This is a genomic window from Paenibacillus sp. EB106-06-01-XG199 (assembly GCF_058791575.1).
The window spans coordinates 483,703-507,756 of sequence record NZ_JBYTDQ010000002.1; the positions used below are offsets into that span (position 1 = coordinate 483,703).

The 24,054-nt window shown below is 49.1% G+C and carries 20 protein-coding genes; 5 read left to right on the forward strand and 15 right to left on the reverse strand.

Annotation, left to right across the window (positions count from 1 at the left end):
- Positions 1 to 37: 37 nt before the first annotated feature.
- Positions 38 to 2,389 carry an RNA polymerase recycling motor HelD gene (helD, locus tag AC3WT9_RS08120; protein WP_341378350.1) on the reverse strand — a complete coding sequence of 784 codons (2,352 nt, stop codon included), beginning with the start codon at positions 2,387 to 2,389 and terminating at the stop codon, positions 38 to 40.
- Between the two features lie 246 nt (positions 2,390 to 2,635).
- On the reverse strand, positions 2,636 to 3,667 hold the full coding sequence (locus AC3WT9_RS08125; protein WP_341092510.1) for an FUSC family protein: 1,032 nt from the start codon (positions 3,665 to 3,667) through the stop codon (positions 2,636 to 2,638).
- 203 nt (positions 3,668 to 3,870) lie between these two features.
- On the opposite strand from AC3WT9_RS08125, the gene AC3WT9_RS08130 reads away from it, so the two are divergent.
- Positions 3,871 to 4,341 carry a hypothetical protein gene (locus AC3WT9_RS08130; protein WP_341092507.1) on the forward strand — a complete coding sequence of 157 codons (471 nt, stop codon included), beginning with the start codon at positions 3,871 to 3,873 and terminating at the stop codon, positions 4,339 to 4,341.
- A 49-nt stretch (positions 4,342 to 4,390) separates the two neighbouring features.
- On the opposite strand, the gene AC3WT9_RS08135 is transcribed toward AC3WT9_RS08130, so the two are convergent.
- On the reverse strand, positions 4,391 to 5,071 hold the full coding sequence (locus AC3WT9_RS08135; RefSeq protein ID WP_341092506.1) for a phosphatase PAP2 family protein: 681 nt from the start codon (positions 5,069 to 5,071) through the stop codon (positions 4,391 to 4,393).
- A gap of 111 nt (positions 5,072 to 5,182) precedes the next feature.
- On the opposite strand from AC3WT9_RS08135, the gene hfq reads away from it, so the two are divergent.
- Entirely contained in the window at positions 5,183 to 5,404 is a 222-nt protein-coding gene (gene hfq / locus AC3WT9_RS08140; RefSeq protein WP_038590687.1) for an RNA chaperone Hfq, read from the forward strand.
- Positions 5,405 to 5,542: 138 nt separating this feature from the next.
- On the opposite strand, the gene AC3WT9_RS08145 is transcribed toward hfq, so the two are convergent.
- Positions 5,543 to 6,652 carry a lactonase family protein gene (locus AC3WT9_RS08145; RefSeq protein ID WP_341378349.1) on the reverse strand — a complete coding sequence of 370 codons (1,110 nt, stop codon included), beginning with the start codon at positions 6,650 to 6,652 and terminating at the stop codon, positions 5,543 to 5,545.
- Between the two features lie 223 nt (positions 6,653 to 6,875).
- Between AC3WT9_RS08145 and AC3WT9_RS08150 the strand changes: the two genes are divergently transcribed.
- Both AC3WT9_RS08150 and AC3WT9_RS08155 read left to right on the forward strand, forming a co-directional pair.
- Positions 6,876 to 7,211, forward strand: coding sequence for a hypothetical protein (locus AC3WT9_RS08150; RefSeq protein ID WP_038590681.1), 336 nt, complete (start codon positions 6,876 to 6,878; stop codon positions 7,209 to 7,211).
- Positions 7,212 to 7,483: 272 nt separating this feature from the next.
- Positions 7,484 to 8,695 carry a peptidylprolyl isomerase gene (locus tag AC3WT9_RS08155; protein WP_341378348.1) on the forward strand — a complete coding sequence of 404 codons (1,212 nt, stop codon included), beginning with the start codon at positions 7,484 to 7,486 and terminating at the stop codon, positions 8,693 to 8,695.
- Positions 8,696 to 8,774: 79 nt separating this feature from the next.
- On the opposite strand, the gene AC3WT9_RS08160 is transcribed toward AC3WT9_RS08155, so the two are convergent.
- Positions 8,775 to 8,969 carry a DUF2188 domain-containing protein gene (locus AC3WT9_RS08160; RefSeq protein ID WP_038590676.1) on the reverse strand — a complete coding sequence of 65 codons (195 nt, stop codon included), beginning with the start codon at positions 8,967 to 8,969 and terminating at the stop codon, positions 8,775 to 8,777.
- Between the two features lie 75 nt (positions 8,970 to 9,044).
- Positions 9,045 to 9,644, reverse strand: coding sequence for a nitroreductase family protein (locus tag AC3WT9_RS08165; protein WP_341378346.1), 600 nt, complete (start codon positions 9,642 to 9,644; stop codon positions 9,045 to 9,047).
- 270 nt (positions 9,645 to 9,914) lie between these two features.
- Between AC3WT9_RS08165 and AC3WT9_RS08170 the strand changes: the two genes are divergently transcribed.
- Positions 9,915 to 11,336, forward strand: a complete 1,422-nt coding sequence (locus tag AC3WT9_RS08170; RefSeq protein ID WP_341378345.1) for a metallophosphoesterase — start codon at positions 9,915 to 9,917, stop codon at positions 11,334 to 11,336.
- Positions 11,337 to 11,425: 89 nt separating this feature from the next.
- Here the strand turns inward: AC3WT9_RS08170 and AC3WT9_RS08175 are convergent, their stop codons facing one another.
- The 9 genes from AC3WT9_RS08175 to AC3WT9_RS08215 all read right to left on the reverse strand — a co-directional run bounded on the left by AC3WT9_RS08175 (position 11,426) and on the right by AC3WT9_RS08215 (position 23,996).
- Positions 11,426 to 12,940 (reverse strand): copper amine oxidase N-terminal domain-containing protein, encoded by a 1,515-nt coding sequence (locus AC3WT9_RS08175; RefSeq protein WP_492407533.1) that lies wholly within the window; start codon positions 12,938 to 12,940, stop codon positions 11,426 to 11,428.
- Positions 12,941 to 13,033: 93 nt separating this feature from the next.
- A complete protein-coding gene (locus tag AC3WT9_RS08180; RefSeq protein ID WP_341092488.1) occupies positions 13,034 to 13,702 on the reverse strand; it encodes a TraX family protein in 669 nt (222 codons plus the stop codon).
- Positions 13,703 to 13,870: 168 nt separating this feature from the next.
- Positions 13,871 to 15,034 carry a multiple monosaccharide ABC transporter permease gene (gene mmsB / locus AC3WT9_RS08185; RefSeq protein ID WP_341092486.1) on the reverse strand — a complete coding sequence of 388 codons (1,164 nt, stop codon included), beginning with the start codon at positions 15,032 to 15,034 and terminating at the stop codon, positions 13,871 to 13,873.
- Entirely contained in the window at positions 15,021 to 16,571 is a 1,551-nt protein-coding gene (mmsA, locus tag AC3WT9_RS08190; protein ID WP_341092483.1) for a multiple monosaccharide ABC transporter ATP-binding protein, read from the reverse strand. The genes mmsB and mmsA overlap by 14 nt, the downstream gene beginning before the upstream one ends.
- A 39-nt stretch (positions 16,572 to 16,610) precedes the next feature.
- A complete protein-coding gene (chvE, locus tag AC3WT9_RS08195; RefSeq protein WP_341092481.1) occupies positions 16,611 to 17,699 on the reverse strand; it encodes a multiple monosaccharide ABC transporter substrate-binding protein in 1,089 nt (362 codons plus the stop codon).
- A 255-nt stretch (positions 17,700 to 17,954) separates the two neighbouring features.
- The gene (locus AC3WT9_RS08200) at positions 17,955 to 19,178 is read right to left on the reverse strand and encodes a response regulator (protein WP_341092480.1); all 1,224 of its coding nucleotides are present in this window, start codon (positions 19,176 to 19,178) and stop codon (positions 17,955 to 17,957) included.
- A 26-nt stretch (positions 19,179 to 19,204) separates the two neighbouring features.
- Complete coding sequence (locus AC3WT9_RS08205; protein ID WP_341092479.1) at positions 19,205 to 21,067, reverse strand: cache domain-containing sensor histidine kinase; 1,863 nt, start codon at positions 21,065 to 21,067, stop codon at positions 19,205 to 19,207.
- A gap of 29 nt (positions 21,068 to 21,096) precedes the next feature.
- Positions 21,097 to 22,110, reverse strand: a complete 1,014-nt coding sequence (locus AC3WT9_RS08210) for a substrate-binding domain-containing protein (RefSeq protein WP_341092478.1) — start codon at positions 22,108 to 22,110, stop codon at positions 21,097 to 21,099.
- 80 nt (positions 22,111 to 22,190) lie between these two features.
- Positions 22,191 to 23,996, reverse strand: coding sequence for an LTA synthase family protein (locus tag AC3WT9_RS08215; protein ID WP_341092477.1), 1,806 nt, complete (start codon positions 23,994 to 23,996; stop codon positions 22,191 to 22,193).
- Positions 23,997 to 24,054: the final 58 nt, after the last annotated feature.

Consider the following 24,054-nt stretch of genomic DNA (forward strand, 5'->3'; position numbering starts at 1 on the left):
CCAGCAAGTGAAAACGGCCAATATGATGTTATTCAGCTTACAGTGAACCTGCGGTTACAGACTCGCGCACGGCGGCCGGAAGGAAATGATTGGGTGCTCCCAGGCTATAGATATGCAGCAAATGCATCGCCCGGGTACAAGCGGTGTAAAACAGCTTCCGTTCGCTCTCCCTGCCATATCTCTCCGCTGAGCCGTCATAAATAATGACTGCATCAAATTCCACACCCTTGGCTAAGTATGCGGGCAGTACCAGTGTCCCTTTTTGAAAATTAGGCGTCTCCTTTGTCACAAGTCTTACCGGCAGCCTGTTTTGCAGCTCGGCATGTACACGTGCGCTTTCCTCCGCCGTTTTGCAGATAACTGCCACATAGTGATAGCCCTCCGCATGCAGATTAAGAATATCCTGCTCAACCGAGGCAAGCAGCTGCGGCTCACTTTCGACAACAGTAAGCTGTGGTGCTTCCCCGCTGCGGTTGAAAGGAACGATCCGCTCGCCCCCTGGAATCATCGCCCGTGTAAACTCAACAATTTCATAAGTCGAACGATAGCTGCGGGTTAGAGAAATCACCTCGGTATTCTCCTCGCCGTAAATGCTTACCAGTCCCGCCAGGTCGCCAAGCACCTCGCCCTGGGCATAAATCGCCTGATTCAGGTCCCCAAGCACCGTCATCTTGGCCCGCGGAAACAGGCGGCGCATAAATTCCAGCTGGAATGGAGAATAATCCTGCACTTCATCCACTATTACATGACGAATTAGCGTATTGGTCCGGAAGCCCTGGCTCAGCTCCTTTAAATATAGAAACGGCGTTGCATCCTCATACGCCAGCTCGTTGGCCCCTACAGATTCCAGTGTCTGTCTGCAAATCTCATCCCAAACCTCCGGCAAAGTATTGCTGTTGTTGAGGGTTTCCATTAGCTCCCGGTCAGTAAACAACCGGCTGTACAGCCCTTTAACATCGACAAACCGCCCCCGCTTGGTCCATCCGCGCAGCGGCTTCAGCCGCTGGCTGACGATATACCGGGCGAGCAGGCTTTTTTCGGTATCGAAATCATCAAAGCTTTCGTTATGGCCGCCACCCTTGCGCCGCATCATTTGGTAAGCACGTTGATATTCACTGGAATCCAGCAGCTCAATCTGGTCTTCGACCCATTGGGCACTCCGCTCCTCCATGCTGAACGCAGCAATCTTCTTGAGCAGCCAGCCTGTCATCAGATCAATCCGGTTCGCCAGCTTGATATTGGAATCATAGCTGTAGAACTGCTGCTCCATCTCATCTTTTCCAACGATCGCCCGGCCCTGGAACATCAGCGGCTTGAATTGCATGCTTTCATGCTCCAGCAGATTCACATAACGGCGGATGGCATCCAGAAAAGCCACTGATGATTTATATCCGATCCCTTCTCTGCGCACTGAGGCTTCCGGTCCGTCAGGTGTATTCAGCAAACTTTCCGTTTGGCTGAATACATCCTCCAGTTGAAATTCGTGGCCCAGCCGGTGCTCCAGATACATCTGGAACGTTGTCTGCTGCATATTTTCTTCACCAAGCTCCGGAAGAACAGTGGAGACATAACTGTTGAACAGCGGATTGGGCGAGAACAGCAGCATTTGATCGGCTTGCAGCACCTCGCGGTATTTATAGAGCAGATAGGCGACCCGCTGCAGAGCTGCTGAGGTTTTACCGCTTCCGGCAGCTCCCTGGACAACCAGCATCCGGCTTTTGTCGTTGCGGATTACCGCATTCTGTTCCTTCTGAATCGTCGCTACAATGCTCTTCATCCGGTCGTCCGCGCTGTGGCTTAGTACCTGTTGAAGCAATTCATCTCCGATGGTTACTCCGGTATCAAACATCACTTCGATAACTCCGTCATCAATTACGAACTGCCGTTTCAGTTCCATCGTACCGCTCACGAGTCCTCCAGGTGTATCATAGACTGCCGGACCGGGTGCACCGTCATAATACAGACTTGAGATTGGGGCCCGCCAATCATAAATCAGGAAGGTGCCGTTATCCTCCATCAGGGAACCAATTCCGAGATAGATCTTCTCTACCTCTCCATTCGGAGTCTCAGTGAAATCAATCCGTCCAAAATAGGGAGACACAACAAGCTTTTTATATTTTTTAAGCGCTTTGCTTGACTGCAGATGATGGCGCTCGCGTTCATTTAATATTTGCGCCTGCTGCCGCAGACTGGTTGAAGTCTCGCCCAGATCATCCGGGCTGCTGAAGTTAACCGTGACCTCTTCCCAGAAATCTTTGCGCATATCCACAACATCGCTGCGGTGCAGACCCAGCTCTTCAGACAACTGCCGGATATGGCCCTTAAGCAGCTTCGTTATACCCGTTACCCGCTCCTGCTCCTCTTTCCACTCGCTATCATGTTTCTCCACTGCATTTCATCCCCTTTGGAAGGTTGACATTTATTTTTACCCATGGTAAAATTATTTTGTATAATTATGCATATTTTACAATATTCATTCAATATCCTATTATTTTAGCAATTCCACCCAACTTTATCAAGTCTTTGAGTCCATTATTATAATTCTTTATGATGTCATAGCCTATTATGTATATGATCCGGTCCTAGGGACCGGATTTTTTGTTTATATAGAGTAAGTATGTCAGATTGAAGCCTGCTAATCTTTTTCATCGGCAGATGCACGGTTGATCTGATCCGCCACTTTATCGAGGCGCTCCAGTTGGTACCCGTAATCATAGATAGCTGCTGCAACAACAGATAACCGCAACTGCCCTAATTTCTCAGCGTCATAGCCCTCAATTGCCTGCTGCAGAAATCTGTCATTGTCCTCACCAAGCGGCTCCGAGTCACTTGAACCCGGCTTCAGCTTGTCCTCGAATTTGAGCAGGATATACTCATGGTATTTAATCAGCTGCTCCAGATGCCTGTCGAACAGCTCATCGGTCCGCTCCGTCCGTTCTGCCTGGAAATAGTGCCGGTCTACAGCCTCCAGCACTTCATACCCCTTCTGCAGGGAGGACAACAGATTTTTGTACATCACCATTTGCCGGGTTTGGCTGTATTTGGCTCTCCGCAGCTGCTTCTGCTCTTCTTCAAACAGTCCATACTTATCTGCCAGCGCTTTAATCGAACCCTCCAGCGCATGTTTCTCGTCGCGGAAGACACTCTCTTTCATCTCATGCGATACTGCAGTCCGCAGCAGCAGCGACAGGCTGGTGAACACGCTCTCGATCTGCTGGATGTACTGCTTACGCGGTTTTGGCGGAAAGACCGTAATATTAATTAAAAATGCCGATACAATTCCTGTGAGCGTAAGCAGAAAGCGGGTCAATGCAAACTGCCACTGCCCCGAAGCTTCCATGACGGAGATTACTGTAACGAGTGTCAGTCCGATCGTATCGGCACGGTTCATCTTCATGCTGATCATAATTACGAGGATACATACCAGCCCAACTGCGATGGGCTCATTGGACAACACCATCCCCCCCAGCAGCGCGATGACTGCCCCCATTGTGCTGGTCTGTATCTGGTCCAGGAAGTAGCGCCATGATCGGTAGATGGAGGGCTGCATGGCAAAGATTGCTGCAATCGCCGCACCTACTGGAGAAGTAAATTGTAACAGTGCAGATAGATAAAGTGCGAGTGTGACAGCCATTCCTGTCTTGAGTATGCGGGCGCCGAAGGCCAAAATCATCCCTCCTTACTATTTTATTAACATCTTGTATGTATATCCTGCAGAACTTCAGTCAATTTCTAATAGGGTACAACCACTATTACCCATGGAGAAGGCCGGCGAATTTTTAGTATGGCTTAAGCTGGCTTTCAGAATTCTTTCAGCTTCCGGGGAATACTGTGTACTGCAGTACCTATAACGATCACAAGAGGTGAATCATGAGCAACAACATTAAAAGAATAACAGCCTTTGCCGCAGCCGTGATGCTCAGTCTGGCTCCAGCTGCTGCATTTGCAGACAACGCTGCCGGAAGCACACCTTCACCTGCACCGGACAGCATTCATGCGGGAAAAGAACATTCCTCCCATCCACATCATGTGCGGGGCTTTAAAGCCGGAGGTTATTTTATTCTGAATGAATCGGCCAAGCTGCTTGAGATCGACCGTACAGAATTGATCCGCAGTTTGAAAAGCGGTAAAACCCTCTACATGCTGGCTAAGGAGAAAAAGGGCTGGACCGAGGAACAATATATTCAAAAACTGAGCGAAGCCGCCAGCCTGAAGCTGGATGAGTCCATCAAAGACGGGCAATTGACATCCGACGAAGTCCAGAAGCTAAAAGCCGGACTGCCTGCTTTGCTGAAGCTGAGCATTGCCAATGCGTCAAGTGCACATCAAGCCAAACCCTAATCGTCCAAAAAAGGAAAACCACCAAACATCAAGCGGATACAACGCAGGTCTACCTGCGCGTATCCGCTTGATTATTTGTTACGGCAGATTTGCGCTGTCGTGAATTCCGGTAGGCTTCAAATATACCGATGGACAGCATCAGCCACGCACCGCTTGCAGTATACCCTCCGATCACATCACTCGGATAATGCACACCCAGATAAATCCGGCTCCACCCGATGCCGCCTGTCATCAGAACCGTAAAACAAATCAGTAAAAACCGTTCACGGTGCCGCCGCAAATGCCGCCAGAGCAAATAGGCGATCACACCATATAAGGAAAAGGCACCCATGGAATGCCCGCTGGGAAAGCTGTATCCCGCCTGCTCAATCAACCGGTGAATATTGGGGCGTTCCCGGTGAAACCACAGTTTCATCATTGTATTCAGCAGCTGCGAACCTAATGCAACCCAGAGGAACAAAATCAGCTCCAACCGGTGCTTCAGCAGAAAGAATAGCAACGCCATCGTCAACAGTGAGATGCCGATCGCCAGACTGGAGGAACCCACCAGTGACAATCCTTTAGCCAGCGAAGTAAGTGCAGGAGATTCTGCAGATTGGACAATATGAATAATATAGGTATCAAAGGAAGCCGTCTTGTTCAGGAATACAAGCGTCGCAATCACACTGAATCCTAACAAAAACCATAAAAACCGGCGAAAACCTCTGGACCAGTACTGATAATAAAGCATAACTACCTCCTTGTCTAATTCAGCGCCATCCACCACATTTCCAGGAAGAGTCTTTCCCGTGTTATAATTGGCCTGGAAGTCAATTCATAAAAAAGATGGAGTGCTGCCAAAGTGGAAAGTCTAAAATTACAGGAACGTTTGTTGAACCAATGTATTTCAACAAAGGTCCCCGTGACGATTTTTACAACCAACGGAGTTAAAATGCAGGGAATTGTGACCTCATACGACGCTTACACGATCACCTTGCACGGACAGGGTGACGGCAGGCAAAATGTGCTCTTTAAATCGGCAGTTTCCACGGTTGTGCCGCTTAAGCCCGTCTCACTTAAATAACAAGCCATTTTACATCCCCACTAACCACCATTACGTTACAGCCTTAATTCAAAAGGAACACCGGAGCAATTCCCCGGTGTTCCTTTTGTCGGATTTAACCCGAATGAAGTCCACGTAACCGCTCTGTCTTGTGATAACTTACGAGATGAAGAATACAGCAGGCTTAACACATACCGGCTTTGACACCTCTGCTGTATTGCCTGTGAAGCTAAGGCGCCCGCTGGCAGGATCGAGGGAAAATACCACCAGATTGTTCCCGTCACGATTGGCAACAATCAGAAATGCTCCGTCAGGGGTCACAGTAAAGTGGCGCGGATGGCCGCCGCGTGTAGACACATGCTCTACCCACGTAAGCGCAGCCGATTCGGCATCCACAGCATAGACCACAATACTGTCATGCCCGCGGTTGGAACCGTAAAGGTAACGGCCGTCCGGTGACAAAGATATTTCAGCGCAAGTGTTCTCCCCCTTATAATCCGCTGGCAGAGTCGGCACAGTTACGACCGTATGCAAGGTTCCCGCAGTGCTGTCATATGTAAACGAAGTAATCGTGGAATCCACTTCATTGATAACATAAGCAGATTTGCCGTCCGGGTGGAAGCTAAAATGCCTTGGACCTGCTCCCTTGTGCAGCGGGGTTTCGTCATGAATCTCGAGCGTCTGCTGCTCCCGGTTGATCCGGTAGGAACGAATCAGATCGAGCCCGAGATCAGCCACAAACAGGAAACGCCCGTCTGGACTGAATACGGACGAATGCGGATGCGGCCGGTCCTGGCGTTCCGGATGCGTTCCATGTCCGGTATGCTGAGCTGTATCCGTAAGCGCCAGCGGCAGCCCTTGCTTATCGAGCGCTACAAGACCGATACTTCCGCCATGGTAACTGCATACAACGATATATTCGTTCTCCAGATCTCTGGAGATATGACAGGTGGTGGTTTGGGTTTTGCCTGCGGCAGGCATCGTTGGAATCCGCTTCAGTTCGGTCAGCTTGCCTGTCTGTGGATCAATGGCGAAGGAGACAACCTCGCCTTCCTTGCCGCCTACCCGGTTCCCCTGTTCACCAATGGCATACAGCCGTTGTCCCGAAGCATCAACATTAACAAAGGTGGGATTCGTGATACCTTGCACCGTATCCAGCAGTTCCAGTGTACCCCCTGCCTCCCCGTTGAACTCAAACACCTGAACTCCGCTCTCTTCCGCACTTGCGTAGGAGCCAGTAAACAGTAACAGTTTAGTATTCTCATTCATCTCGGTATTCCTCCTCCATGGTTCCATAACTATAGTATCATCTAAACTGCCATTAGTTTTAACGGCAGTCATCTTTATAATTTACAATTTTTCAGCGTCTATGACAAATGCAACGTAAAAAATGACAAAAAACATTTCAAAAATAAGCCTTCTCAAATCAGATTGAATATGATATAATGAAAGCGCTAACATCAACGTACATTTTTATAAAGGGGGAACACGAATGAGCAGCCTGCTGGAAGCCAGAAACGTATATGAGGACTTCGAGGTGGAGACGGACATTCTGTTCTTTAAAGTCGGAGATCACGACTTGGTCATTTTTCACGGCAGAAACTACAACATTAAAAAGAGAATGACTGCCGAGCAACTGAATCGTTTATTATCCAATGCCAGCTATTATCATGTGTACGGAGGCTGCTACGTTAATCTGAACAAGATCAGCGCGATTGAGGACGACTGTATCTACTTCGGTGAAATGGGCCTGTACGCCAAAAATGTCCGTGTTCCCAGACGGAAGCAGGAAAGTATTCGACATCTGCTCAGAGGCCTCAGCTCCTAAGCGGATACACTCAGAGATATACGAATACATTCTTATCTCTTCTACATAAACCGGAAGCGCGTGGTGCAACCATGCAACTCCGGTTTTTCCTTTATTTTCTCGCTGAAACGGATTACCATCCTTTTGAGGACGGTATCCGTTTCCACTTGTATTAATGGAATCTTAAAAAGTAAATATACTTTTTTATACTTTCTTAAGGTTTGGAATCCTGATTTCTGGTAAAGTTGTAGAAAGACAGGCAACACCTATATTGAAGGGAGTCATTAATTATAATGGACAAAAGAGATTTGGGCGAAAACGAACACCAGAACAACAATGGAACAACGGAGGAAAGCAACGCTTCCGTAAACAACAATGAAGGGTTAGTCCAAGAGGCAGCATCTACTTCAGCAACCGGTGATGTCAACGGTTCCGAAACACCAGTGTTTAAAACTGCTGAACCCGCTGAGACACCTGTTGTTAGAGAAACTGAAAGAAATGTTCCAGTAATGAACAAAGTGGGCGCTGGAGCTCCTCCACCGTCATCTTCCCCTAAGGCTGGAAAGGGCTGGATGATCGCTTCTATTGTACTTGCAGCTGCGCTTATCATTGTACTTATTAAACCGCCTTTCCAAAAAGAAGACAACAAGACGGCTGTTGCAACCGTTAATGGAACTGACATTACGAAAGCACAGCTTTACGATAAACTGATTGAAGCCGGCGGTGAAGCTACACTGAAGAACCTGATCACAACTACCCTTGTGGATCAGGAAGCTAAGAAAGCCAACGTCACCGTTACCGATGAGGACCTCAATGCGGAGATTGAAGATCTTAAGACTCAGCTCGGCGGTGAAGAGGCCCTGAACGCTGCTTTGTCACAGAGCAATATGACCCTCGATGATCTGAAGAAGCAAATGCCGATGCAAGTGAAAATCCGCAAGCTGATTGAACCAAAAGTAACCGTTACGGAAAAAGATATTTCCGCTTATTATGATGAGAACAAAGCTTCCTTTAATCAGCAAGAAGAAGTCCGGGCTTCCCATATTCTTGTAGCCACCAAAGCGGAAGCTGACTCTATCGTCAAGCAGCTTAAAGAAGGAGCAGATTTTGCCAAGCTGGCCAAAGAGAAGTCTACGGATACTGCTTCCAAAGAGAACGGCGGCGATCTTAACTTCTTCAAACGCGGTGATATGGTTGCTGAATTCTCCGATGTGGCCTTTAAGCTTAAAGTCGGTGAAACCAGCGGTGCAGTAAAGAGTGATTTCGGCTACCACATTATCAAGGTAACCGACCGCAAGGAAGCAAAGGAATATACGCTGGAAGAAAAGAAAGCAGAAATCGAAAAGACCCTTAAAGCAAAAAAGGTATCCGAAATGTCAAACACTTGGCTGTCGGAGCTGAATAGCAAAGCAAAGATCACCAACTCGCTCACTGATGCCAAAGAATCTGCACCTCCAGAAACAAGCGCAGAACCTTCAGCAACTGAAGCACCCCCTGCCAAATAAGGCAGTTCGCAATATTTAACAGGACAAGCTTTTTCCACAGAAGAGGACCAGGCGGTTAACCGCCTGGTCCTCTTCCTGTCTAATGATTTTTTTTACGGATCTGCTTATCGTGATTTTCGCCCCACTCTTTTGCTTGGGCTGTAGCAATCGAGATGGCTCGCCCTTCCTCATAACCTTCTTCCAACAGGGCATTGGCTATCTCAATCGCCTTGTTGCGTACAGGCGCCATAAAATTCTTAAGGGAATCCGGGTAATCATCCTTGTTCCACGGCATAATGAAAACCTCCTTGATTAGGCTATAGTAATTATTAGCCCGGACAAGGAGGTTCTAAACATCTCTATTGGATGCTTATTTAAGCACTTTTACACGGTCTTCAATCGGTTGGAATTCTTTCTCGCCCGGAGCAGTAGCGATTTTGCCAAACGGCATTTGGGCGATCAGCTTCCATTCTGCAGGTATGTCAAAGGTTGTTTTCACTTCATCGTCAATTAGCGGATTGTAGTGCTGCAGTGACGCGCCTAGGCCTGCTTCTGCGAATGCTGTCCATACCACAAACTGCAGAATCCCGGAAGACTGGTTAGACCAAACCGGGAAATTATCGGCGTACAGGGCAAAATTCTCCTGCAGGCTCTTTACCACTGTTTGATCTTCGAAGAACAATACAGAACCATAGCCGGCTTTGAAGGAAGCCAATTTTTGAGCGGTGCCTTCAAACTGTTCTGCCGGAACAATCTTACGCAGTGTTTCAGTAGTAATATCCCATAGTTTATCATGTTTGTCGCCCAGAAGAACCACTGCTCTGGAGCTTTGGGAATTAAATGAAGTTGGGCTATGTAATACCGCCGCTTCAACGATCTCTTTGATTTGTGCATCGGAGATCGGGGTTTCTTTGCTCAGTGCATATATGGAACGTCTTTCTTTTACTGCTTCCAGAAAATTTTTAGACATAAAACAACTACCTCCGTTTGTTTAGTAACTAACTTTTCTAAATCATAACACTTTTATTCCACGAATACAATACTATTTCATAACTTTTTCCTGCTTCTTCTCTTTTCACCAACACTTATTGTCGCAGGAATCCCTTTATTTATACCCTCTCCACTATTTTTCTATAATCACCTGTACAGGTTTCGAAACATCGCCTTACTTTCCGATATACAATTCCGCTAGAAATAAGCTACAATAATTCAGCAAAAGTGCAGAAGGAAGGTTTCAACCATGAAATTATTGTCTCTGAAGTACCCCTTTCACCTAAAAAACACTACGACTTGGGCCTTATCTATATTGCTGGCAGCGTCTTTAGGCCTCAGCGGATGCAAAGACACAAAATTGCCACCATCTTCAACCTCCGCTCCGGCTTCTTCAGAACAAAGTACGGAACCGGTATCCTTTTGGGTGGCTACCGATACCCACTACCTGGATAAAGCGCTGGAAGATGGCGGAACAGCTTTTCAGTCCTATGTGAGCGGCGGCGACGGCAAAATGCTGCCTTACAGCGATGAGCTTGCGGAAGCTCTGATCTATGATGTGCAGCAGAAGAAACCGAAATTTCTTGTTCTCAGCGGCGATCTGACCAATAATGGCGAAGCAAGCAGCCATAAGGAGCTTGCAGAGAAGCTCAAACGTATTGAGAACATGGGTACCTCTGTGTATGTTATTCCCGGTAATCATGATCTGTTCAACCCTTGGGCGAGATCCTTTGAAGGGGAAAAGCAGCTTGTTGCAGAGCATATCACTGATAAAGACTTTACCGGAATGTACGGAGACTTCGGATATAACGAAGCCTTATCCCGGGACAAGAACAGCCTGAGTTATTTCGTAAAGGCTGCGCCGGAACTATATCTGCTGATGATTGACAGCAGTCAATACAACAACAACGAGAAATACGGCTTTCCGCAAACTGACGGGCGTATTCTTCCAGGTACGTTCTCCTGGATGGATGACTGTGTAAAGCTGGCGGCTGAGCAGCATGCTTCGATCATTACGGTGATGCACCATAACCTGCTGAGCCACACCTCGATGTCCGTTTCAGGCTTCAAGCTGAACAACAGCCAGGAAGCAATGAAGATGCTGCGCCGCAGCGGGCTGAATCTGGTACTGTCCGGGCATATTCATATGCAGGATATCCGCCGTGATCCACCCGTAAGTGAAGAGAATAAGGCAGCTTCTCAAGCATTGCCGGTATATGATATCGCTACAAGTGCTATGGCAGTGAATCCCCATCAATATGGAGCTATGACCTTTGATCCAAGCTCCCGCGCTGTAACCTATCATACGGCTGCTGTTGATGTGGAGGGTTGGGCCGCTGCATCTGGAATTAACGATCCCCATCTGCTAAACTTTAAGACATATGCAGAAGAAACTTTTGCCGGATCATCCTACACTAAGGCGATGAATAAGCTCAAAGAAACATCCTTTACCGAAGCAGAAAAGCAGTCGATGGCTGAGGTAATGGCCAAATTAAATGTGAATTACTTTGCAGGAACAGCAGCCAGTTCGATTGATGAGATTAAAGCCATGCCGGGCTACAAACTGTGGGAAGGCATGGAAGGCGGCTTCATGTCCGGCTATATCCGCAGCATGGCCGAGAATCAGGAACAGAGCCATACATCACTTAAGATTGTCCTCACCAAACAATAGGAACCTTGTGCATTTTCACTATAATTCAAAAAGGCCGGAACTCCTATGTACAGGAGCTCCGGCCTTCTCTTCTATTGCTTCACAATTGCTTAAGGACGGTGGATGTCAATATAACCGTACTCATCTACTTTAACAGTAGCATGCAAAGCTTCCGCCAACAGACGGAGTGGCACATAAGCATCACCGTATTCGTCAACGAATACTGGTTCTGAAATCTTCACTGCCTTACCGTTGATCAAGACCTGTGCAGAGCCTACCTTGAACACGACAACGTCACCATACACATCATCGGTAACATTAATCGCCTTGTTCACAGGATCCCATTTCACCACTGCATCCAGATCCTCTGCCAGGTAGCGCAGCGGAACATACGTTGTGCCGTTTTCTACAATCGGATAATAGTAATCATCATCCGGGGCAATCACAATATCTTTGGCTGTAATGCCAAAATCATCCTTCAGCAGTTTGTATACTGCAGAATTCTGATCAAAGCTTCTCAGCGTCTGACCCGGTGTAAGCTGGGTTTCGGAGAGGTCGAGTGCTCCCTCTTTACTGATGGCATCGGCTGTCACAGCTCCATTTACATTCCAGGTCTGGGTTTCTGCTTTAACCGAAATGCTCTGAAGCGGCAGGTCTTCACTAGCCGGAAGTGCTACCTTCAGATCTAGGTTTTGCTTGCGGATATGGAATCCGCTGTCCACGAACAGATCCACTTGCAGTTTTGTATCCTTGCCGAGAATGGTGTTCAGCTCAGGAGTTGACTTATACAGGTTCTTCACCTGATTGTCGTACACCAGGAGAAGAGCATCCACCGCCAGCTTGGCGGCATCATGTGCGACTGTTACGACACCTTCTTTGTCATTCAACGGGATATCACCCAGTCCGAAATCGCTCAAGCCTTCTTCCATTCCGGATGCCTTAAGAATCGGGTACAGATAATCATAGAGGCCGCTGATCAGCGCAGTAAATCCTTCCGTATCTTTAGAAACAGATTTCAGGAAGCTTTTCACTAATGCGGGCAGCTCGTCACCTGTAATTTCCGTATGTAGCTTCGTAAGGTTCAATTGCTGACCATATACGGCTTCGTTTACGGAGGATACGTTAATTGCACCAAGGTTCGGAAGATTCTTCACCACAAACGTTGTAAGGAGCTTGGAAATCTCCTGTGCTTTTGTCGGATCAAATCCTTCCACACCTAGTTCTTCTTCATAACTTTCAAGCGGGAAGTAGAACGGCTGCTTTGCCCCTTCCGCTGTAAACACTATGGCTTCTTTATCCATAAACAGTGTGAATGGCACTGTCAATTTCTTATAGCCAACTGATCCGGCAGCAGATACATTGCCGTTGTCCTGCAGTTTTACATGAGCAATATTAACGGAAAAAGAATTGATAAGATCTACCATCTCCTGATCCTCGGCGCTGATTCCAGCGGCAGGTACAGCATTCAAGGAAAAGGTTGTGCTGGATTCAGAAGACTTAACATCCAGATCCCCTAGTAACGCCTTATTGACGTCAAGTCCGCCGACCGTCTGACAGCCCGCCAGAATCAGCAGCAGTGCGAGAATCGGGAGTAACCACTTGGTTCTTGCTTTCATTTTCTTCATAGCATGTCTCCTCTTACGTTTATTTTTGTGATCTATCCATCAACTCAAAATGAGGAAGGATTTGCATAGGGTACGCCATCATTTGGTAACCAGCTATAAAGTTAACAAACCTCGCCAATCTATAGTTACCCAATTCTGGAAAAACAGAATCTTTACCAAGGCGAGCACCGCTAAATGTGCCGGGTAAAAGGACCACCATACCCAGCGCGGAATGCGTTTTTTCTCCAGAAACCCCCATACTCCCGGGGTCAGCGCAATGATCAGCGTAGGCACAATGCTGACCATCTGGACCTGCCAGCCGCTGTAGAACAGGTAAAACCCGTTCAAAACAAAATGGGCCAGAACTAGCCAATAGGAACGCGCGTAGCGGAAAATCAGCACCAGCAACAGACCGTAGGCATTATAATCGAGCGGAAGAACATCCATTAGAAAAACCGCTGCAATTACCACAGGAATGCCAAACCAAAGGCTAGGTAACTTATCCAGGATTACAAGCACAATAGCAGACAGAAGCAGAGTAAATACTACATTCCAGCCCCCGGGATCCAGCGCCAGATTATATGGCACCTGTGCAATCAACGCAATCCAGAGAAGCCGCCGCAGATATCTGGCCCTTGATGATGTATGTATATGCCCTTGCACCAGTCCGTAGCAGTAAATTGGAAAAGCAATTCTCCCTACATACCGCCAGGCAAGCTCTCCCGGAAAAAAAATATAGCCGATATGGTCGATCAGCATAGTCAGCATCGCGATGATTTGCATGTCTATCCTCCTGGTTCATAATCTACATTATATATAGCTACTCATCAAGAAGTCTTTTCTATTGTAAGGTACGGATACAGATATGAACAGCCTCTTCTTTCCAACTATGCCAAAAAGAGCCCTCCCCGCAACGGTTGCGGGAAGGGCTCAATGACAATACATCCTTAACTACGCCGTTTTCGACTTGTTGTAAATATCGAACCCAACGGCCAGAAGAAGCACAAGCCCTTTAATACCCTGCTGCCAATCGACGCCCAGGCCAACCAGGGACATACCATTGTTCATGACGCCCATTACCAGTCCCCCGATGATCGCACCCACCACTGTGCCGATTCCGCCGGAAGCAGAAGCTCCCCCAATGAAACAGGCCGCGATGGCGTCCAGCTCAAAGTTGGTTCCGGCTTTGGGAGTGGCAGAGTTCAGGCGGGCGGCAAATACCAGACCGGACAAGGCTGCAAGTACGCCCATATTGACGAATACCCAGAAGGTGACGCGTTTAGTTTTGACACCGGAGAGGCTGGCCGCTTTTTCGTTGCCGCCCAGCGCATAAATATGCCGGCCCATCGTCATATGATTCATCACAAAGGAGTAGATCGCAATCAGCACAAGCAGGATGACGAGGATATTTGGAATCCCGTTATATTGAGCAATCACGAAGGTGAAAAGGTTGATTACAATCACCAATGCTCCGGCTTTGGCGATGGACAACCAGACCGCAGACTGCTCAAAACCGTATTTCACAGAGATTTTACGGGTTCTGAATTCCTGGTACACCACCAGAACGGAAAGAATGATGCCTACAATAAGGGTCAGCACATTCAGCGAACCGCCGCTCACGATATCGGGGACGAACCCGGAACTGATTTTTTGGAATGTCTTGGGGAACGGGGCAATGGACTGCCCATTCAGTACAATCATCGTCAAGCCGCGAAACAATAACATTCCTGCCAGAGTGACGATAAACGCAGGGATTTTGATATAGGCAACCCAGAAGCCCTGCCAGGCACCAACCAGCGCACCCATCAGCAGTGAAAGAATGACAGCAAGTACCGGATTCAGCTGCATGTCGACCATCATTATCGCTGAAAGCGCCCCGATAAATGCTGCCACTGATCCGACGGACAGGTCGATATGTCCCGTAATGATGACAAGCACCATCCCGATGGCCAGAACCAGAATATAGCTGTTTTGCAGAATCAGATTCGTAACGTTTAGCGGTTTGAGCAAAATGCCGTCGGTGAGGATTTGAAAGAAAATTGAAATAAAGATCAGTGCAATGATCATGCCGTATTGGCGGATATTCTTTTTGAAAATCCCACTAATGACTGCCATGCGGTGTTGCCCCCTTGCTTCGTGTCATGTACTTCATTAACAGCTCCTGCGACGCATCCTGCCGCTCCACTTCGCCGCTGATCCGGCCTTCGCACATCGTATAAATCCTGTCGCACATGCCGATAATTTCCGGCAGCTCGGAAGAAATAACCAGCACTCCCTTACCTTCCGCAGCAAGCCCGTTGATGATTGAGTAAATCTCATATTTCGCACCTACGTCAATGCCTCGTGTAGGTTCATCCAGGATAAGGATATCCGGCTGCGCGTAGATCCATTTGCTGAGCACCACTTTTTGCTGATTCCCGCCGCTGAGATTGACCGTTTTTTGCAAAATGCTTGGCGTCTTGATGTTCAGCTTCCTGCGGTATTCCTCTGCAACGAGCACTTCCTCATTCTCATTAATGACACCCCGGCGGGAAAGCTTCCGCAAATTGCTGAGCGAGATGTTGCGCTTGATATCGTCGATTAGAATAAGCCCGTACTGCTTGCGGTCTTCGGTTACATAAGCCAATCCGCTTTCTATCGCTTTATTGATGTCGTTCAAATGCACTTCCTGTCCATGGATGTAGATCTGGCCACTGATCTTTTTGCCATAGGACTTTCCGAAGACACTCATCGCCAGCTCCGTACGCCCGGCTCCCATAAGTCCGGCAATGCCGACAACTTCCCCGCGGCGGATATGAAGATTGATCCCATGGAGCATTTTGCGGTCAGCCTGTGTAGGGTGATACACTTCCCAGTTACGGAGCTCAAAGATCGTTTCGCCCAAATCCGGTGTCCGCTCGGGATAGCGGTTCGTAAGATCACGTCCGACCATACCTTTGATAATGACATCCTCGGTTACTCCATCCAACTTCATATCCAGTGTCCGGATCGTTTGGCCATCCCGCAAAATCGTTACAGAATCCGCTACCTTCTCGATTTCGTTCAACTTGTGTGAGATGATAATTGAGGAAATCCCCCGTTTTTTCAGTTCCAGGATCAAGTTGAGCAGGTTCTCGCTATCATCCTCATTCAGTGCCGCCGTCGGCTCATCAAGAATGAGCAGCTTCACCTCCTTGGAGAGCGCTTTCGCGATCTCCACGAGCTGCTGCTTGCCGACGCCTATTGTTGATACTCCGGTAAAGGGTGATTCTTTTAAGCCGACAGTCTCCAACAGTTCTTTGGTTTTTACCGTCGTTTCGTTCCAGTTAATCACCCCATGCTTTGCCTGCTCATTGCCGAGAAAGATATTTTCTGAAATAGACAGATACGGAATCAACGCCAGCTCTTGATGAATAATGACTATACCCAGATTTTCACTGTCCTTGATATCCTTGAACTGGCAGACTTGGCCTTCGAATAAAATATCCCCTTCATATGTCCCATGCGGATAGACACCGCTCAGCACTTTCATCAGCGTTGATTTCCCGGCTCCATTCTCCCCGCAAAGCGCATGGATCTCGCCAGCCTTGACCTGCAGATTCACATTCGAGAGCGCTTTGACGCCGGGGAACGTCTTCGTAATGCTGTTCATCTCCAAGATATAGTCACTCATTGCTTTCACCCAGCTTTCAATAGTCACTGTTGCAGCCGATTATTTCCCCAGCTCTTCTTTGGTATAATAGCCGCCATCCACCAGCACTTTATCCACATTGCCTGCATCCACAGAGACTGGCTCCAACAGGTAGGAAGGAACTATTTTTACGCCGTTGTCATAGGTAGTCGTGTCGTTGACCTCTGCCTCTGTGCCTTTCAGTACGCTTTCCGTCATATCTACCGCTTTTTTGGCCAGCTCACGGGTATCTTTAAATACAGTCTGGGTCTGCTCTCCGGCTAAAATCGACTTCACGGAGGCCAGCTCCGCGTCCTGACCGGTGACAACCGGGAGCTTCTTGTCACCTGAGCCATACCCCACACCTTTTAGGGAAGACAGGATTCCAATGCTGATGCCATCATATGGGGAAAGAACGGCATCAAGATTCTCGCTCGCATAATTGGCACTTAGCAGATTATCCATCCGCGCTTGAGCGGCAGCACCGTCCCAGCGTAAGGTAGCGACCTGATCCATCGTGGTCTGTTTGCTGCGGACCACCAGCTTGCCGGAGTCGATGTAAGGCTTCAGAATGGACATTGCGCCATCAAAAAAGAAATAGGCGTTGTTGTCATCCGGTGAACCGCCGAACAATTCAATGTTGAACGGCCCTTTGCCGTCCTTCAGGCCAAGCTTTTCTTCGATATAGGAGCCTTGCAGCACACCGACCTTGAAGTTGTCGAAGGTGGCATAATAATCGACATATTCACTTTTTTTGATCAGGCGGTCGTAGGCGATCACTTTAACGTCTGCATCATGCGCTTTCTGCAGCACATCAGTCAGGGCCTCACCGTCGATAGAAGCGATGACAATTGCTTTTACACCTTTGGTAATCATATTCTCGATCTGCGACACCTGGTTCTCCACGACATCCTCGGCATATTGAAGATCCGTACCATAGCCAAGCTTCTCGAACTCCTTCACCATGTTGTTGCCGTCATTCACCCAGCGCTCCGACGACTTCGTCGGCATAGCAATCCCTACCTTGCCTTTGGAATCATCCGAGCTGCCGCCTGCATTTTTTGTGTTGCCGCAAGCGGACATGATCAATACAACTACCAGTGTCAACATGATCAATGAGAATTTTTTCATTGCTGTATTCCCCCCTGGACTATTCTGTTGCCTTCGCGGGCGTTTCCCGTTTGACAAGTCGAGTATAACAAGGGGGATACGGCCCCGTATTTACACTCAAACTACTGTTTTTATAAAATCAAAACCTTTTTTGTCAGCGTTTACATAAAAACAAAAAACCACATGAGGCCGGAGCCTGCATGTGGGAACGTCTTCCTGAACAACTATGGACTTAAAGTACCCGGACGGGCATTCTAACTTTCTGCTCCCTGCCACTTACTCGTTATCACGGCCGGCTTCTCCGGGAAGCACACCCTTGCGAAACTGCAGGGGGGACACTCCTGTCTGCTTTTTGAACGAGGTGCTGAAATAATGCTGGGTCTCGTATCCTGAACGCTCTGCCACCTCATGGATGCTCATTTCCGTCGAATGCAGCAACTGTGCCGCTTTGCGCACTCGAATCTGTGTCAGATACGTTCCAAAGGATTCACCGAGCTCCTGCTTGAACAGGCGGCTGAGATAGACCGGAGAGGCTTGAAGAGAACCCGCCATCGCCTCCAGGGTCAAGCCGTATTCACTGTAATGCTCAAGGATATATTGTTTGGCCCGGCGAACCAGCGGCGATAAAGGCTGCTCCTTGGCAAGCTCCGCTCTGCATTTACGGTATGAGGAGGCCAGCTCCTCAATCTCTCCTTCAACGGGCTGAATTCCCACTTCGACGGCGATTTTGAGATGACAGCGCACAGCTGCTTCAACTCCGGCCATTATACGCTCTCCCGCTTCATGCCAGAGAAGAATCACGATTAAACCTGCCGCATCGCGAAAAATAACTTTCGGGTACTTTTCCAGTAATTCAGCGGAAATATTCTCGATGGCGAAAAGAAACAGCTGGCGTTCCTTCTCCCCCATTCCCGAGGGGTGGGCTTCCCATCTCCAGCGGATGATGCCGATCAGTTCTGGGCGCTCCAGCGGCAACTGCAGAAAATGCAGCTGCTCAAGGATTTCTTCCCGGGTCAGATTTCCGTCCAGCCATTCCTGGCAGAAGCGTTCACGCAGCAATGGAAAGTTTTTGCTAATCTGTCTGGAGGCCTGCTGCAAATGCTGGTTCCGCTCTCTCACCGCATTCAGTTCATCCCGGACACCCCGCAGCACCTGCATCAGCTGCTTTGGTTCGGCAGGCTTGAGTATATAATCATTCACCTGCAGCCTTATCGACTCCTGGGCAAAGACAAACTCGTCATGTCCGGTAATCACGATGATTTTGCAGCCGGGGAGCTGCTCCCTCAGCCGCTTCATCAGTTCAATTCCATGCATAATCGGCATATTCAAATCAACGAGTGCGATATGGACGGTATGGTGAAGCGCAAGCTCAAGCGCCTCCTCACCGTCCTCCGCCTCCGCTACTACCTGAAGGCCAAGCCCTTCCCAGTCCACACATTGCTTAATTCCTTCACGGATGATGTCTTCATCATCGGCAATCATGACCTTCCAGTATTCCATATGCGCTTGCTCCCTCCATTCCATAATCAATCGCGGGGATACACTTCACGAACGACGGGATGCCGGATTGTTGCAGCGGTTCCCTCACCTTGTCTGCTGTCGATGCGGAGTCCGTATGGCTGCCCGTAGGTCAGCCTAATCCGTGCCTGGACATTGAGAATGCCGTAGCCGCTCCCTGTGCTGCCGGGAAGCGGCTGCTCCGCTTCAGCCGCATCACTACTGCTGCTCCCGACGGCCTCAAGCCGGTCGTTCAGGATGGAGAGCTGCGCTTCCGGAATGCCTGCTCCGTCATCTGTAACTGTCAAGTACAAATCCCCCTCACGTTCTACCACTGAAATGGTGAGTTGACCCGGACCGCGCCGCTCCTTGATTCCGTGATAAATCGCGTTCTCTACCATCGGCTGAAGCAGCAGCTTAAGCACATAGAGCTCCCGGAGCCGCGGCTCCACCTCAATGCTATACGTCAGCTTGCTGCTGTAGCGGACCTGCTGGATCTTCAGATAACTGATGATATGCTCCAGCTCATCGGAGAGCGGGACAATGTCGCTGCCTTTACTGAGTCCCAGGCGGAACAGCTTGGATAAAGACTGGACCACCTCGGCAATATCCTCCGCCCCCTTGCTGCGGGCCATCCAGTGGATCGTATCCAGCGTATTATATAAAAAATGCGGTTTGATATGCGCCTGCAGACTGCGCAGCTCCGCCTCCCGCTTCTGCCTGGCCTGCAGCTCCGTCAAGGAGAGCAGCCTGCTGATTTGGGCCAGCATACTGTTGAAGCTGCGGCCAAGCAGTCCGATTTCATCCGAGCGGTTGCCCCAGTAGCGGATCGTCAAATCGCCGGATTGCGCCTTGCTCATGAAGGAAGCGAGCTGGCCGATCGGGCGGGAAATCGAATACGCCAGATAAAAGGATGCCGTCATCCCAAGCATACAGACCACAAACACAAACGTTACGACATTAAACGTAATCTCCCGCACGCCATAAGCCGATTCCTCCATAGGAAAGACGCCCATCGTCGTCCAGCCTGTAAAGGCCGAGGTCCTGTAGATCAACTGCAGATGGCGGCCGTCGACAGTTTCCGAGGTGATGCCGGAGGTTTCTCTGAACAGGCCAGCCGGAATCTTGTGCATAAAAGGATGTTGCGGAGCATAGATCATTTCCCCGCTGTCATCCACTACGGTCAAATAACCGGTTTTGCCCAGCGTCACATCGCGCGCCGTCTCGGCGATGACCCGCAGCTTCAAATCGACCAGAACCACGCCCTGCACCATCTGCGTCTCAGGGTCAACAATAGCTCTAACGGCGGATACCACTTCACTTTCTTTATAATCAACATGGGACATGACTGCGCGCCCATAAGGATGTCCGACAATTTTGAATATCCCTTTATTATCAACAGCCTGCTTGTACCATGCTTCATTAGTCACACGGGTTTCGGGGCGGGCATACATTTCATTACTGATGAAATCGCCTTCACGGTTGACCAGCATAATTCCGGCAATTTCAGAGCTAAGCGTAGTAAAGCCCTGCAGAAACTTGCGGATATTATACTCTGCCGATTCTCCGCTTGTGCCTGCTTCCTTCAACCGCGTTTCCGCCTTCTCGGTGCCATCCAGAAAAGCCTGCACCCCCGGATCAAAAGAAATCAGGTAGGTAATCTTCTGCAGATTCTCCACATCATTTTCCAGCGCCGTATTGACCTTGCCGATCAGCTGCATCGTATTCTCGTTGCTCTGCTCTTCGATAATCTGGTCCACCGTCCAGCCAATCAGCAATCCTAGCCCGATCGAAGGCAAAATACTGATCAACAAAAAATGGATGATCAGCTTATACCGGATCGGCAGATTGTTAAACTTCAGCTTCTCCACCGTCAAGCCGCTCTTCCGCATAAGATAATCCCCCCTGCATCAGCCTGCTTCTATTTGGCATAATAGTTGTCCACATTGGCCCGGCTCACCACATCAATGCCGGTGTCTACCGTATCAGGCACAGGAATAGGCTTGTTATTGGCGTAGGCGGCAGGGTCTTCATCCAGATCACGGTGTAAATGAAACAGCTCCGTAAGTGACCAGTAGCCCATATTCCAGGTACCTTGCGCCATCGTGGCGGCGATTCTGCCTTCTTTAACAAGATCAAGTGTGCCTTTATCCGTATCGAAGCTGATGATCTTGAGCGATGATCCGGCTCCCTGCTTCGTTTCCACCGCCTCGGCTACTCCTATTCCGCCATTAGACTCCGTAGCAAAAATACCTGTAAGCTCCGGGTATTCCGCTACCAGCTGTTCCGCCGCTTCCCTGGAAGCCACCTGATCGCCGCGTCCATCCTTGATTGCTACCAGCTTCATCTCAGGGAATTCGCTGCGGATGGTGACGCTGAAGCCGTCCGTACGCTCCTGATGATTATGCTGCTCCGGGGTCGTAATAATCGCCACCTCCCCTTTGCCGCCGGTGAGCTGGGCCATCTTCCGCGCTGCTTCAACTCCGGCATTGTAGTTGTTAGTGCCAAGGAAGGAGTAGGCCTTGCTATCCGGTGCCCCCGAGTCAAACAGCACGACAGGGATGCCGCTGTCCACGGCCTTGTTGATCGTAGCTGTGAGCAGCTCGGAATTGACTGCCGAAATGGCAATTCCCGCCGGTTTTTTGGCTATCATTTGCTCCAATACTGTCATTTGCTCATTGGCATCATGCTGGGTCGAGCCGTGGTATTCGACGGAGACGTTCAGCTCCTCCGCAGCATCTTCGAAGCCCTTCAGCACGCTTTTCCAATAATCAATTCCACTTTGAAAGGTAACCATCACATATTTATCTTCTATATTGCCGCGAAGTCCGGCTGTCTCCCATGGATCTGCAGCGTCGGCCTGCAGCTTGTAATTCAGCACATAAACGAGAAAAAGACCGATTAGCAGCACATAGACCATCCACAGTTTTTTCAAAATGTAACCCCTTTCACAAAAGAACAAGGTAGCACAGCTATTGCCATGATACCTCGTTTAATAGGAGAAGGGAATACCTCTCAGAATAGCAAATCCTGTGAATAATTCCCGCCCTCCAGCAGATCATACTCCACCATACGGTAGTCATCCAGCAGCTGTTGCTGTTCGGGAGTAAAAGCTGTCAGTGCACCGTTGGAACCGATCAGCACCTGCTTGCTCAGACCGGGCATCTCATCCTGCACTTTCCCCAGAAGTTTGTAGTACGGGGGCATAGGCTGCCCCGAGAGTCTAAAGACTGTAGGACCCAGAAAGGCCGGGCTGAGGGTGTTCAGCGGCTTTTTGCCAATATCAAAATTCGCCAGCATCACCAGCTTTGTCTCGTGCTTGAGCCTTGGCTCGCTGTCCCAGCCGGCATCCGTATATATTCCGGCCGACAATGCCGGCAAATGATCACCCCAGAAGACGGCAATCGTAGGACGATCAAGAGTTAGCAGCTCCTGCTGCAAATACGCCAGCGCCTCATCGGTCAGCTTGGTATTCTGTGTGTAGGTTTCAAGCTCGTCTTTATAGGACGGTGAAGTGCCTTCAACGGATATCGTATTCGGTCCATTGTGCCCCTTGGTAAACGGAAAATGATTCTGCATGGTCACCAGATGCAAAAACGCCGGGTCAGAGGACGCCTTCAGCTCCCGCAAAGCCTCCTGCACAGCCGCCTTATCGGAAATGTATCCCTCCGGTGTGATGCGTCCGGCATTGTCCAGATCCTTCTCACTTGTAAAAGCATCAAAGCCGAGAATCGGGTACACGCGGTTGCGGTTGTAGAACGTCTCGTCATACGGATGCAGCGCCAGCGCCCGGTAGCCACGCTCCTTCAGAATGCTTACAATTGAAGGCAGTGAGGACATTTTCACTATTTTTTGCTGATACGGAATGGAACCGTCCTTAAGAAAATACATGGACATCCCTGTCAACGCTTCAAATTCTATATTTGCCGTATTGCCGCCAAACTCAGGCGAGAGCAGGAAACCGGAGGGTGTGGCAGATTCCTCCTGATGGATAAACTTTAGCGGATCTTCACTAAAGGAGAGCCCCGGCAGACGGGTAGGATCAAAGAAGGCTTCGTCCATCATGAACAGGATGTTCGGCTGCTGCGTTGCCTGTACGTTCGGAGCCGGATCCGGCAGCTTGCCGTATTTGGCGGCGATCTCCTCAATCGCTCTGCGGCTGTAGCCCTCAGGCTCTTCGATCAGGCTCTGGCGCAAATTGCCGGCAAAGGCAAATAAAAGACCGTTCTGTTTGTAATTCACCTTCTGGTTCCAAAAAATGTTCTGATATTTCATCGAAGCAGCCAAAGAAGACTGATGGGCGACCATAGAAACAAATCCGCTTATCATCGCCACAGAAAGTACGGTAATGAGCATTCTCAGCGGCAAGGCTACCTTAATCTTCGGCAGTTTGAAGATCAGCCAGACCACAGCGGCAATAAGCAGAACAGCAGCTGCCAGCGCAAGCGGTGGAATCATGCCTTTGGTAATATGGCTCATCTCCCCGGCATTTTTGAGCAGCAGCAAATCCCAGGGAAATAGCGGTTCTCCGGTGGTGGACAATTTCTTGTAATCGACAATACCCAGCATGATGCATAACACAGCGGCCATTGCAGATCCGGCGTAAACGCTCGGCAGTATCATAGAAAACACCAGCAGGAGAAAGAAAAAGAACAAGCCTCCGGCTAAATACAGCCAGTAATATTCTCCGATCCAGTTAAAAACACTCATCGCATCCATATTTAATGAAGCGGCCTGCATGAAGAAATTCAGAGCAAAGCCGCATAGCAGCAGAGCGAGCAGCAGGAAACCCAATCGTTTGGAAGGTAAAAAATAGCGCATATAAAATTCACTCCTAACTATACTAAACGTGTAGTATACGCTATTTAGCTTAAAGCTG